12 protein-coding genes are annotated in these 12,928 nt (G+C 71.4%); 3 read left to right on the top strand and 9 right to left on the bottom strand.

Annotated elements, in window-relative coordinates:
* The first annotated feature begins 61 nt into the window (after positions 1-61).
* Together ABTZ58_RS31230 and ABTZ58_RS31225 are read left to right on the top strand one after the other, a co-directional pair.
* The gene (locus ABTZ58_RS31230; protein ID WP_351363922.1) at positions 62-1,429 is read left to right on the top strand and encodes an L-serine ammonia-lyase; all 1,368 of its coding nucleotides are present in this window, start codon (positions 62-64) and stop codon (positions 1,427-1,429) included.
* 197 nt (positions 1,430-1,626) lie between these two features.
* Entirely contained in the window at positions 1,627-2,184 is a 558-nt protein-coding gene (locus ABTZ58_RS31225; protein ID WP_351363919.1) for a GH25 family lysozyme, read from the top strand.
* A gap of 11 nt (positions 2,185-2,195) precedes the next feature.
* Here ABTZ58_RS31225 and ABTZ58_RS31220 read toward each other — a convergent pair whose 3' ends face one another.
* The 9 genes from ABTZ58_RS31220 to ABTZ58_RS31180 all read right to left on the bottom strand — a co-directional run bounded on the left by ABTZ58_RS31220 (position 2,196) and on the right by ABTZ58_RS31180 (position 10,466).
* Positions 2,196-2,858, bottom strand: coding sequence for an NADPH-dependent F420 reductase (locus tag ABTZ58_RS31220; protein ID WP_351363916.1), 663 nt, complete (start codon positions 2,856-2,858; stop codon positions 2,196-2,198).
* Between the two features lie 159 nt (positions 2,859-3,017).
* On the bottom strand, positions 3,018-3,230 hold the full coding sequence (locus ABTZ58_RS31215) for an EF-hand domain-containing protein (protein ID WP_351363914.1): 213 nt from the start codon (positions 3,228-3,230) through the stop codon (positions 3,018-3,020).
* A gap of 47 nt (positions 3,231-3,277) precedes the next feature.
* Positions 3,278-4,192, bottom strand: coding sequence for a helix-turn-helix domain-containing protein (locus tag ABTZ58_RS31210; RefSeq protein WP_351363911.1), 915 nt, complete (start codon positions 4,190-4,192; stop codon positions 3,278-3,280).
* 45 nt (positions 4,193-4,237) lie between these two features.
* Positions 4,238-4,843 carry an ADP-ribosyltransferase gene (locus ABTZ58_RS31205; RefSeq protein ID WP_351363908.1) on the bottom strand — a complete coding sequence of 202 codons (606 nt, stop codon included), beginning with the start codon at positions 4,841-4,843 and terminating at the stop codon, positions 4,238-4,240.
* Between the two features lie 91 nt (positions 4,844-4,934).
* Positions 4,935-6,110, bottom strand: coding sequence for a YncE family protein (locus tag ABTZ58_RS31200; protein ID WP_351363905.1), 1,176 nt, complete (start codon positions 6,108-6,110; stop codon positions 4,935-4,937).
* A gap of 93 nt (positions 6,111-6,203) precedes the next feature.
* The gene (locus ABTZ58_RS31195) at positions 6,204-6,707 is read right to left on the bottom strand and encodes an ATP-binding protein (protein WP_351363903.1); all 504 of its coding nucleotides are present in this window, start codon (positions 6,705-6,707) and stop codon (positions 6,204-6,206) included.
* Positions 6,708-6,981: 274 nt separating this feature from the next.
* Complete coding sequence (locus tag ABTZ58_RS31190) at positions 6,982-7,749, bottom strand: enoyl-CoA hydratase/isomerase family protein (protein WP_351363900.1); 768 nt, start codon at positions 7,747-7,749, stop codon at positions 6,982-6,984.
* 82 nt (positions 7,750-7,831) lie between these two features.
* Positions 7,832-9,064 carry a L,D-transpeptidase gene (locus ABTZ58_RS31185; protein WP_351363897.1) on the bottom strand — a complete coding sequence of 411 codons (1,233 nt, stop codon included), beginning with the start codon at positions 9,062-9,064 and terminating at the stop codon, positions 7,832-7,834.
* Positions 9,065-9,221: 157 nt separating this feature from the next.
* A complete protein-coding gene (locus ABTZ58_RS31180) occupies positions 9,222-10,466 on the bottom strand; it encodes a L,D-transpeptidase (RefSeq protein ID WP_351363894.1) in 1,245 nt (414 codons plus the stop codon).
* Positions 10,467-10,654: 188 nt separating this feature from the next.
* On the opposite strand from ABTZ58_RS31180, the gene glgX reads away from it, so the two are divergent.
* Positions 10,655-12,907, top strand: coding sequence for a glycogen debranching protein GlgX (glgX, locus tag ABTZ58_RS31175; protein WP_351363892.1), 2,253 nt, complete (start codon positions 10,655-10,657; stop codon positions 12,905-12,907).
* Positions 12,908-12,928: the final 21 nt, after the last annotated feature.

Below are 12,928 nucleotides of genomic sequence, written 5' to 3'. Positions count from 1 at the left end.
CGGCCACAAGCGGGCGCGGCACCCACCCCTGTGCACCACCCCCGTAGTCAGGAGTTCCCCCGTGGCCATCTCGGTCTTCGACCTGTTCTCGATCGGCATCGGCCCGTCCAGCTCCCACACCGTCGGCCCGATGCGCGCGGCCGGCCTGTTCGTCCGGCGGCTGCGCAACGAGGAGCTCCTGCGCTCCGTCGCCTCGGTCCGCGCGGAGCTGTACGGCTCGCTCGGCGCGACCGGCCACGGCCACGGCACGCCCAAGGCGGTGCTGCTGGGCCTGGAGGGCGACTCGCCGCGCACGGTGGACGTGGAGACCGCCGACGAGCGAGTGGAGACGATCAAGGCCGGCGGCAGGCTGAACCTGCTCGGTGAGCACGAGATCGCGTTCTCCTTCGACGACGACATGGTCCTGCACCGCCGCAAGGCCCTGCCGTACCACGCGAACGGCATGACCCTGTGGGCGTACGACGCCTCGGGCGCGGAGCTGCTGACCAAGACCTACTACTCGGTCGGCGGCGGCTTCGTCGTCGACGAGGACGCGGTCGGCGCGGACCGCATCAAGCTCGACGACACCGTCCTCAAGTACCCCTTCCGCACCGGCGACGAGTTGCTGCGCATGGCCCGGGAGACCGGCCTGTCCATCTCGGCGCTGATGCTGGAGAACGAGCGGGCCTGGCGGACCGAGGAGGAGATCCGCGAGGGCCTGCTGGAGATCTGGCGGGTCATGCAGGCGTGCGTGGCGCGCGGCATGTCCCGCGAGGGCATCCTGCCGGGCGGTCTCAAGGTGCGCCGCCGGGCCGCCAACACCGCGCGCAAGCTCCGCTCCGAGGGCGACCCGCAGGCCCTGGCGATGGAGTGGATCACCCTCTACGCGATGGCCGTGAACGAGGAGAACGCGGCCGGGGGCCGGGTCGTCACCGCCCCGACCAACGGCGCGGCCGGCATCATCCCGGCGGTCCTGCACTACTACATGAACTTCGTGCCCGGCGCCGACGAGGAGGGCGTGGTCCGCTTCCTGCTCGCCGCGGGCGCGATCGGCATGCTGTTCAAGGAGAACGCCTCCATCTCCGGCGCCGAGGTCGGCTGCCAGGGCGAGGTCGGTTCCGCCTGCTCCATGGCGGCGGGCGCGCTGGCCGAGGTCCTCGGCGGGTCCCCGGAGCAGGTCGAGAACGCGGCCGAGATCGGCATGGAACACAACCTGGGCCTGACCTGCGACCCGGTCGGCGGCCTGGTCCAGATCCCGTGCATCGAGCGCAACGGCATGGCGGCGGTCAAGGCCGTCACCGCCGCCCGCATGGCGATGCGCGGCGACGGCTCCCACAAGGTGTCCCTGGACAAGGTCATCAAGACGATGAAGGACACGGGCGCGGACATGTCCGTGAAGTACAAGGAGACCGCCCGGGGCGGGCTTGCGGTGAACATCATCGAGTGCTGAGACGCTGATCGCGCTGATCCTCACCAAGGAGACCAGGCACGTCTCCCTGGACGACGGCGAGGCCGCCCCCGCCGACGACCCGGCTCCCGCCGTCACCGCGCCTGGCCGAAGTTGACGTTTCCACAACGGGCCACAGCAGCCCGTGCCATGGTGGTGGCACCAACTCTCCCTCCCCCCAGCACTACAGGGAGCCCCCCATGCTGCGCGGCATCGACGTGAGTTCCTACCAGTCCTCCTCCTACGACACCGACGGCCTCTCCTTCGTCTTCGTGAAGGCGACGGAGGGGCGTTCCTACGTGAACCCCAAGCTGGCCGCCCAGGCCAGGCGGGCGCGGGACGCCGGGCTGGTCGTCGGCTTCTACCACTTCCTGTGGCCCGGCAACCTCACCGCCCAGGCCGAGTACTTCGTCGGCAAGGCCCCGGACCGGCCGGGCGACATCCTCGCCGTCGACTGGGAGACGACCGGCGACGGCACGCACGCGAGCAACGCGGAGAAGGACCGGTTCATACGCAAGCTGAAGGAACTCCGTCCGGACAACCGGGTGGTGCTCTACTGCAACCGGCACTTCTGGCTCAACGTCGACACGAGCTCCTACGCCGGCGACGGGCTGTGGATTGCCGACTACGTCTCCGCGGGCAAGCCCCGCATCAAGGCGAAGTGGCGCTTCCACCAGTACACCGACGACCCGCTGGACAAGAACGTGGCCGACTTCGAGAGCAAGGCGGCGCTGCGCAAGTGGGCCACGGACGCCTGATCCTCTCCGGCCTAGCCGCGGAAGTCCGCCGTGCGCTCCGGGGAAGCCTCCGACAGGGCCTTGGTGACCTCCTGGACGCCTCCGCGCAGGCCGTAGACGGGGGTGCCGGGCTGCTGGCGCCAGGAGTCGTCCAGGCCGCCCGCGTCGACCGTGTCGAAGCCGAGTTCCTCGATCAGCGCGCGCACCTTCCGCTTGGCAGCCTCGTCGTCGCCGGCCACCGGGAGGGCCAGGCGGCCCGGGTCGCCGGCCGGGCGGTGGCGGTCCAGGATGTCCTGGGCGTAGGTGCCGTTGAAGGCCTTGATCACGGGGTGGCCCAGCTGCCGTTCCGTCCAGCGGCTCTCGGTGAGGCCCTCGTCCTCGATCCCGGCGATCCTGCCGTCGCGCTGCTTGGGGTAGTAGTTGCCGGTGTCGATGACCGCGACGCCCTCCGCCGCGCCGTCGAGCACGCCGGACGGCAGGTCCGGGACCGCCTTCAGGGGGATGGTCACCACGACGACCTCGGCGCCCCGCGCGGCCTCCCCGACCGGTACGGGCGTCGCGCCGGTCTCCTCCGCCAGGGCGGTGAGGGTGTGCGGGCCACGGGAGTTGGCGACGGACACGTCGTGGCCCAGGGCGGTGAGCCGCCGGGTCAGGTTGCCGCCGATGTTGCCCGCTCCGATGATGCCGATCTTCATGTCCTCGCCCTTCCGGGGGGTGGATAGCGCCTCGCGGATCCTTGTGACCGGGGTCAACCCCGAGGGCGGGAGCGCTATTCCTGGCCGTACGCGGGAAGGCCGAGGGGCCCGGTCCGTGCGGGCACGGGCCGGGCCCCTTCGCTGACGCGGCCGGGCGGCCTACTTGTCCAGGTAGGCCCAGAACTCGTCGAAGCTGAGCCTCTTGTCGCCGTCCAGGTCGCGGCTCTTGATGACGACCTCGGCGACCGACTCGGTGACGTTCCAGTCACCCGACCGGGCCAGGGCGGTCTTGAACTCGGCAGCGGTGATGAGTCCGTCACCGTCCGTATCGATCCGCTCGAACTGCTTGCGTGCTTCCTCGATGTCCGCCACCGGTCGCCCCTCGTCTCGTGCTGTACGTCTTGCTGACGCTGGTCAGATTAACTGGCCGCTCGGGCTTCCAGTGCGGCGACCACCCAGGCGAACTCCTCCCGGTGGGCCGCCCCGGGCCCGGCGCCCTTCACGACGGCGAGCAACTCCCGGTAACGGGCGACCCGGTGGGTGGCGTGCGAGCGCAGCCGGTCGAGTACGGCGGCGGGGTCGGCCGTGCCCAGGAGATCGTCCAGCACGCGGCCGGCCTCCGGCGAGCCGGGGGCGATGCCCCGCTCGCGGGCCTCGGCCGCCAGCCGCACCAGCCGCCGGGAGAACCGCAGGGACGCCCCGGCGGGCGCGTCGTGGCCGCGGTCGGCCGCGTTGGACTCGGCGACCCTGCGCATCTCGGCCCGGAAGCCGGGGTCCTGCAGCAGCTCGGCCAGCTCCAGCCAGGCGTCGACCTGTTCGGGTGACGGCTCCTCGGGCAGGTCGGCGGCAGTGTGCCGCATCCGCTCGCGGATCTCCGGGTCCGCCGTGTCCAGCCCGTGGAAGATCTCGTCCACGAACTCCTCGAGGATGCGCCGCCGCTCGGCCGCGGACAGCCGTGCCAGTCTGTTCATCAAAGTCATCTCCTCCGTGCCGGAACCTCGCTTCGCGACCGTCGACAGCACCGCACGGGTCACCTTCAGCGACCGGATCCGCGCGTCCAGCGCGACCACGTGTGCGGCCGCGACCTGCGCCACCGTCGCCTCGCCGGCCAGCACCCGGCGGACGTCCGTGAGGCCCAGGCCGAGTTCGCGCAGCGTCCGGATCAGCTCCAGGCGGGCCACCGAGGCGGCGTCGTAGAGCCGGTATCCGCCCTCCGACCGGGCCACCGGGGGCAGGGCGCCCTCGTCGGACCAGTACCGGATGGTGCGGACGGTCAGTCCGGTGGCCCGGGCCAGTGCGCCGATGGTGAGCAGGGCGGTGCCGTCGTCGGTCATGTCCGGGAGTCTGCGCCCTCCAGCGGGTGGAGACTCAAGCCGCGGTCAGTGCCAGGGCTTGTAGTGCGGGTTGCTCTCGCACTCGCTCATGATCTCGGTCCTGGTCGCCTTGTCGACCGGGCAGACGCCGACGATGTACTGCCGGGCGATGCCGCCGGGGAAGGCGACCTCCTGCTGGTCGGCGTATGTGTGGCTGTCGCCGATGGTCTTGTTGACGTCGACGCCCCCGGGGGCGTCGACGTAGTAGTTGAAGGCGGACTTCCACTTCTTGAACAGGTCGTGGTCGTACGTGGTCGACACGTACGGGGACGGCTGGTTGACCAGGACGTACTTCTCCAGGTCGTACTGTCCGTTCACGACGTCCCTGGGGCGGAAGCCCTCCTCGAAGACGACGGAGGGGCCGCGGCCGTCGGCGCGGTAGAGGGTGCCGCAGGTGGTGCGCCAGGACGGATTGGGGGTGATCCGGCCGAGGTCGACCCGGCGGTCGGCGGCGGCTTCGGCCTTGTCGTCGTACTGGACGGGGCAGGCGGCCGGTGCGGGGGCGGTGGGCCGGGCGGGTGCCTGGTTCGGTGCGGCGGCCGTGGTGGTGAGGACGGCCGCGAGGGAAAGGGCGGCGGCGGTGGCGCGCCGCCGCGGGCGGAGAGTGATCATGCGGAGCACGATCCTGGTTCCACCGCGGCGGGGCCGGGATCCTCACCCGATCAGGGCGTGTCAACTGCGCTGGTGCGGACGGCCGATGGGGTCAGCGGAAGATACCCGTGTGGCCGAGTGAGTAGCGGCCGGGCTGCGGGTAGACCGCGAGGCCGTGCGGGCCGCTGCCGACGGGGATGCGGGCGAGCTGGGTGCCGGTGCGGGTGTCGATGGCGTAGACCTCGGCGTCGTAGCGGCCGGAGAGCCAGAGCACCTTGCCGTCGGCGGAGACGCCGCCCATGTCGGGGCTGCCGCCGTCGGGCAGCCGCCACTTCCTGGTGAGCTTGTTCCGCGTGAAGTCGAAGACGGAGACCGTGCCCTCGCCTCGGTTGGACACGTACATCTCGCGGGAATCGCGGCTGACGTAGAGGCCGTGGCAGCCCTTGCCGGTGGGCAGCAGGGTGGGCGCGGTGAACTTGTCGCCGTCCAGGACCCACATGCCGTGGGCCATCATGTCCGCGATGTAGAACCTCTTGCCGTCGGGCGAGATCTTCACGTCCTGCGGCATGGCGCCTTCGAACGGCAGCCGCTGCTGGCCCACGACCTCCATCTTCTCGGTGTCGACCTTGAGCAGTTCGCCGCTGAACTCGCAGGAGACGATGAAGTAGCGGCCGTCGAGGGAGAAGTCGGCGTGGTTAACGCCGTAGCAGGAGACCGGGACGGTCTTCTTGACGGCCATGGTGTGCGGGTCGCGGAAGACGAGCTCGCGGTCGAGGGAGGCCATGACGACGGCGTACTTGCCGTGGGGCGTGAAGTAGAGGTTGTAGGGGTCGTGGACCTCGACCTCCTCGCCCGCCTTGCCGGTCTTCGGGTCGATCGGGGTGAGGGTGTGGCCGCGGTTGTTGTTGACCCAGAGCGTCTTCAGGTCCCAGGAGGGCACCACGTGCTGGGGCTGCCGGCCCACGGGGATCGTCTCGACGATCTCGTACGTCTTCGGGTCGATGACGGAGACGGTGTCGGACTCGGTGTTGGGGACGTAGACCCGGGACGGGAAGTCTCTGACCACCGGGGACAGCTTGTTCGGTCGGTCGGCCGCGTACACGTCCTGCGGGTCGAGGACCGGCGGCATGCCGGGCAGGCCCTCGACGGGCTTCTTCTCGGGCGGGGCGGGGACGGCGGCCTTGGTGCCGCGCGCCTCGGAGGCCTGCTCCCCGTCCGTGCCGCAGGCGGCGAGGACGGCGAGGGCGGCGCCCGTGACCAGGGCGCTCTTGACGAGGTGACGGTGCATTCCACCATTTAAGAAGCGCCTTCCCCGGAAGCGGGCCATTCGCCCGATCGGTGGCCGGGTGAGCCCTGCCGCGCGGGCCTGGGGCCCCGGCCCTCAGCGGTCGGGGATTCGCATCTCGAACCAGGTGGTCTTCCCGCGGGGCAGCAGGTCGACCCCCCAGCGGTCGGCCAGCTTGTCGACCAGGAACAGGCCCCGGCCGCTGACGTCCATCTCCTGCACCGGCATCAGGCACGGCAGCCCGCGCGAGGGATCGCGCACCTCGGCCCGGATCCAGCCGCGCCGCCGGTGCAGACGGAGCCCGAAGACGCGGGCGCCGGTGTGGCGTACGGCGTTGCCGACCAGTTCGGAGACGAGGAGCACCGCGTCCTCCGTGGTCCTGGGCGTGAGCCCCCAGTGCCGCAGGACCACGACCTGGGTGAGCCGTCTGGCGGTGGCCGCGGACTCGGGGCGGGACGGCAGTGGAACCTCTGCCTCCGCCGGGTCGCCGTACAACTCCAGCGCCTTCAGCGCGAGTTCGTCCTCGACGGCCGGCGACCAGCGCGCCGCGGCCGCATGAGCGTGCCCCCGCGGCTGTCCCGTACCCTCCAGCCCCGCCATGCCCCCATGATGGCCGTCCGGGCCGTCCGCCGGGGCCGTTCCCGGGGAATACGCCCCCGGGGGGACGGACCCCGGGGCGACGGTCGCCCGTCATGCGCCAACGGCACTTCGGCCTGGTCCGCACCCGGGCCGACCTGCTGGAACGGACCGTTCCGGGGCAATCGGCGACCTCCCACGACCGGGCACGCTTAAGGTTGCCTTAAGGCTGCCATAAACCGCCCCATCGAGGGACCCGGATCGGACACGGTGTCAATTGCGACCTGTGGAGGAATGTTCAGAGGAACTTCGCCTTGCCCGGACCCTCCTCCACGAAGCTGCGCATCCCGCGCTCGCGGTCCTCGGTGGCGAACAGGCCGGCGAACCAGTTCCGTTCGATCGCGAGGCCCGTGTCGATGTCCGTCTCCAGGCCCGTGTCGATCGACTCCTTGGCTGCGCGCAGCGCGAGGGCCGGGCCCTGGGCCAGCTTCGCGGCCCAGGCGTGCGCCTGCGCGTAGACCTCGTCGGCAGGCACGACCCGGTCGACCAGACCGATCTCCTTGGCCTCGTCGGCCTTGACCATCCGGCCCGTGAAGATGAGGTCCTTGGCCTTGGAAGGGCCGACCAGGCGGGCCAGGCGCTGGGTGCCGCCGGCGCCGGGGATCAGGCCGAGCAGGATCTCCGGCTGGCCGAGCTTGGCGTTCTCGCCGGCGATGCGGTAGTCCGCGCAGAGCGCGAGCTCGCAGCCGCCGCCCAGGGCGTAGCCCGTCACGGCCGCGACGACCGGCTTGGGGATGCGGGCCACCGCCGTGAAGGAGTCCTGCAGGGCGCGGGCGCGCAGGACCATCGCCGTGTGGTCCATCGCCTGCATCTCCTTGATGTCCGCGCCGGCCGCGAACACCTTCTCGCCGCCGTAGACCACCACGGCCCGCACGTCCTCGCGGCGCGCGGCCTCCTCGGCGAGTTCCTTCAGCCGGTCCTGCGTGGCGATGTCCAGCGCGTTCATGGGCGGTCGGTCCAGCCGGAGCGTACCGACGCCTTCAGCGACTTCGAGAGAGACGGTCATGGGCAGCAGGTTAACGGGGATTAACGCACGGGGCCCCGGTGCGGTCCGTCACACCGGGGCCCTGCCGTCAGCGGCGGGGGCGCTACTTCTTCCACTTCTCCCACGACATGTTCCAGCCGTTGAGCCCGTTGTCCGGGTCGACGATCCGGTCCTCGGAGTTCTTGACGACGACCACGTCGCCGATCATGGAGTTGTTGAAGAACCAGGCGGCCGGCACCTTCTTGTCCCAGCCGCCGCGCACGTCGCGCAGGCCGATGCAGCCGTGGCTGGCGTTGTAGTTGCCGAAGGCGCCGCTCGCCCAGTAGTTGCCGTGCAGGAACGTGCCGGAGGTGGTGAGGCGGACGGCGTGCGGGACGTCCTTGATGTCGTACTCGCCGCCGTAGCCGACGGTCTCGCCGTTCATCCGGGTGACCGTGAGCATCTCGCTGATGACCATCTGGCCGTTCCAGGTCTCCATGCCGGGCTTGCCGGTGGTGACCGGGATGGTCTTGACGACCTTGCCGTCCCGCGTGACCTTCATGGTGAGCTTCTTGGCGTCGACGACCGAGACCTGGTTGCGGCCGATGGTGAACTCGACCTTCTTGTCCTGCTCGCCGTAGACGCCGGGGCGGCCCTCGACGCCGTCGAGGTTCAGGTCGACGGTCACCTTGGTGCCGGGCTTCCAGTACTTCTCGGGGCGGAAGTCGAGGCGGTCGTTGCCGAACCAGTGGCCCTCGACGTCGACGGCCGGCTCGGTCTTGATGCGGATGGCGTTCTCGACGGCCTCCGGGCTGGTGATGCCCCGGGAGAAGCGGATGGAGAACGGCATGCCGACGCCGACCTTGGAGCCGTCCTCGGGCGTGAAGGTGCCGATGAAGGTGTTCTTCGGCGTCAGCGTCGTGAAGCCGGCGTCCTCAGCGGCCGTGCGGCCCTCGGAGTCCTTGGCGACCGCGTGCACGGTGTACTTCGTGGCACCGGCCAGATGCGTGGACGGCGTCCAGGTGGCACCGTCGCCGGATATCTTCCCGTCGATCCTCTTGCCCTCGGCGTCCTTGACGACGACCTCCGAGAGCTTGCCCTTGGCCGCGGTGACCTTCAGCGCGCCGCTGGTCCCGACGGACTTGGCCCCGTCCTTCGGCGCGATGCTGACGACGGCCTCGGACTGCCCGCTCTGCGCGGTGTCCGCGCCCTTGCCCTGGCCGCCGTCCGCGCCGGAACCGGAGCCGCCGTCCCCGCCGCCGCACGCCGTCACGGCGAACAGCAGCGCGCCGACGACGAGCGCGAGCCTCCCGCTCCCGCGTCCAACCGACGCCCCCGATATCGGTCGCACGTTCAAGTGGTTCTCCCCTCCCCGGACCTGGCCAGGCCCGCTCCCCGGCGCGTGTCCCCCGCGCACCGGCGAATAGTAACCACCAAGTGAGCGGCCCCGGCGGCCCGCGAATGTCACTGTTCGGTCCCAACGGATCGCCGGCTCAACCCGCCCCCCTGTCGGGTTACTTCACCGCACTGCCCGCCTTCCATGCATTCCAGCCCATATTCCAGCCTCCGAGCCCGTTGTCGGGAGCGACCTTTTTGTCATTGCTGTTGACCACCTCGACGACGTCCCCGACGAGGCTGCGGTCGAAGAACCAGCCGGCCGGGGTGTCCGAGCCGCCGCCCTTCACGTCGCGCAGGCCGATGCACCCGTGGCTGACGTTGGTGCGGCCGAAGACGCTGCGGTGGGCCCAGTAGTTGCCGTGCAGGAAGGTGCCCGAGCCGGTCAGGCGCATGGCGTGCGGGACGTCGGGGATGTCGTACTCGCCCTTGCCGTCGCGCTTCTTGAAGCCGACCGTGGCGCCGTTCATCCGGGTGACCTCCAGCATCTCGGTCACCACCATCTTGCCGTTGTAGGTGGTCGTCTTCGGGGCTCCGGCGGTGACGGGCACGGTGGCGAGCGGTTCGCCGTCGCGCCGCACCTCCATGGAGTGCCGGGCGGCGTCGACCACCGAGATCTGGCTGCGGCCGACGGTGAAGGAGAACCTCTTGTCCTGCAGGCCGTAGAGGCCCGGCCCGCCCTTCACGTCCCGCAGGCGCAGCTCGACGGTGACCCGGGTGCCGGGTTTCCAGTAGTGCCGGGGGCGGAAGTCGAGCCGGGTCCGGCCGAACCAGTGCGGGCGGATCTCTACGGCCGGGCGGGCGGTGACCCGCACCGCGCGCTCGACGGCCGCCCGGTCGGTGATCCGCCGGCTGAACTGCAGGGAGACGATCATGCCGGTGCCGACGGTGGCACGGTGCTCCGGCGTGACGTAGCCGATGAAACGCTCCTTGGGGACGTACGTCGTGAACGTCGTGTGCCGGGCCGAGCGGCGTCCGCCGCCGTCCACGGCCACGGCGTCGACCGTGTACTTGGCGCCCAGCGCGAGCCGCTTCTCCTCCGGTTCCCAGGTCAGGCCGTCGGCGGAGAGGTGCCCGGGCACGGGGGTCACCCGCGCGTCCTGCGACCGGACGACCTTCACCGACTCCAGCCGGCCGTCGGGTACGCGCACCCGCAGTTCCTCCCCGGGGCGCACGCCCCGGGTGCCGTCGCCGGGCGAGACCTCGATGACGTCCTCGGGCGCCGGGGGCGCGCCGAACACCCCGGCGATGCCGCCGCCGTCGTCCGAGGTGCAGCCGGTGGCCCCGGCGAGGAGCCCTGCCCATGTCACTACGGCGGCCAGCGCGGCCCTCGCGCGCCGTGCGCGCCCTTGTACGTGCCTCACGAGGTGCCCAACGACCGGTCACGTCCCCGGGAAACGACCATGCCCGCCCCCGGGGAAACGTGAGTGCGACCCATGCTCTGGGCAGAACAGTGGGGAGGACGACGCGCAGGGGAGCCGCGACCCGGGCCGCAGCACAGGGCCGCACCCCTCTGTCCCCCGTCGTTCCACGAGCCTCGGGAGGCTGACAGGTGTCCAGCGCAGCCGAGCAGGAGGCGGTGGCCGGTCATGAGGCCACCGGGAACGGGCGCCAGGCCGCCGCCGTGAACGGCACGCGGCCCTCCGTGCCGCCGCCCGCCGTGCCCGCCCGGCCGGGCGCGCCCACCCCGCTGGGCGCCCGGTTCCGGGTCGGCCCGGGCGGGGTGGCCGGGACGAATTTCGCCTTGTGGGCGGGCGGGGCCGAGGGGGTCGAGCTGTGCCTCTTCGACGAGGCGGGCAAGGAGTCACGGGTGCGGCTCGCCGAGCTGACCCACGGGATCTGGCACGGTTTCGTGCCGGGCGTGCTGCCCGGCCGGCGCTACGGCTACCGGGTGCACGGCCGCTGGGACCCCTGGACGGGCGCCCGCTGGAACCCGGCGAAGCTGCTGCTCGACCCGTACGCACGTGCCGTCGACGGTGACTTCGGGCTGCCGCCGGAGGTGTACGGGCACGTCCGCGACTGGCCCCAGCAGCACGTCGCCGACACCGTGCGCGACGACCGGGACTCGGCGCCGTACGTGCCGAAGGGCGTCGTCGTCCACGATGACGACGACTGGTCCGACGACCGGCGCCCGAAGACCCCGTGGGCCGACTCGGTGATCTACGAGCTGCACGTCAAGGGCTTCACCCGGTTGCACCCGGGCATCCCCGAGGAGCTGCGCGGCACCTACGCCGGCCTCGCGCACCCGGCGGCGGTCGAGCACCTGGTGACGCTGGGCGTGACGGCGGTGGAGCTGCTGCCGGTGCACCAGTTCGCGCACGAGGACCACCTGCTGCGCAGGAGCCTGCGCAACTACTGGGGCTACAACTCCATCGGCTATTTCGCCCCGCACGCGGCCTACGCCGCCTCCGGCACCACCGGTCAGCAGGTCGGCGAGTTCAAGCGCATGGTGCGCGCCCTGCACGCGGCCGGGATCGAGGTCATCCTCGACGTGGTCTACAACCACACCGCGGAGGCGGGCGAGCTGGGCCCGACGCTGTCCCTGAAGGGCATCGACAACCGCGGCTACTACCGCCTCCAGGACGACGCCCGCCGCTACGCCGACTACACCGGCTGCGGCAACACGCTGCACGTGGTCCAGCCGCACGTGCTGCGCCTGATCACGGACTCGCTGCGCTACTGGGTCACCGAGATGGGCGTCGACGGCTTCCGCTTCGACCTGGCGGCGGCGCTGGCCCGCTCGATGCACGACGTCGACATGCTCTCCCCGTTCCTGGCGGTGATCGCCCAGGACCCGGTGCTGCGCCGGGTGAAGCTGATCGCCGAGCCGTGGGACGTGGGCTCTGGCGGCTACCAGGTGGGGGCGTTCCCGCCGCTGTGGACGGAGTGGAACGACCGCTACCGCAACACCGTGCGGGACTTCTGGCGGCACGCGCTGCCGGACGTGCGCGAGATGGGCTACCGCCTGTCGGGCTCCAGCGACCTGTACGCCTGGGGCGGGCGCAGGCCGTACGCGTCGGTCAACTTCATCACCGCGCACGACGGTTTCACCCTGCGCGACCTGGTGTCCTACGAGCGCAAGCACAACGAGGCCAACGGCGAGGGCAACCGGGACGGCACGGACGACAACCGCGCCTGGAACTGCGGCGCCGAGGGCGAGACGGACGACGAGGGCGTGCGGGCGCTCAGGCGCAGGCAGCTGCGCAACCTGCTGACCACGCTGCTGCTGTCGACGGGCGTGCCCATGCTGGTCGCGGGTGACGAGCTGGGCCGCACGCAGCGCGGCAACAACAACGCCTACTGCCAGGACAACGAGATCAGCTGGCTGGACTGGGGCCTGCTGGAGGACCCCGGCTGGCGGGCCCTGTTCGAGCTGACCTCCCGGCTGATCGCGCTGCGCCACCGGCACCCGGTGCTGCGCCGCCGGGCGTTCTTCTCGGGCCGGGCGCAGACCGCCGACGGGCTGCGCGACCTGGCCTGGTTCACCTCGCGGGGCACGGAGATGACCGAGCAGGACTGGTACGCGCCCGCCGCCACGCTGGGCATGTACCTCTCCGGCCGGGACATCCCGGGCCGGGACGAGCACGGGGAGCAGATCCTCGACGACAGCTTCCTGGCGGTGCTGCACGCGGGCGAGGGGCCGGTGAGCTTCGTGCTGCCGGGTCCGCCGTGGGCGGAGCGCTACGAGGTCGTCGTCGACACGAGCCTGGAGGAGCAGGGGGAGGCACCGGGGGCGGAGCACCCGGCCGGGACGGAGATCACGGTACCGGCGCGCGCGGTGCTGCTGCTGCGGGTGGCGGGGTGAGCGCACGGCTCGGCCCGTGCC

The sequence above is a fragment of the Streptomyces sp. NPDC094143 genome (assembly GCF_040303825.1).
GTDB lineage: Bacteria > Actinomycetota > Actinomycetes > Streptomycetales > Streptomycetaceae > Streptomyces.
Note: the sequence above shows the minus strand (reverse complement) of the source record. Positions and strands in the feature narration are given on the sequence as shown.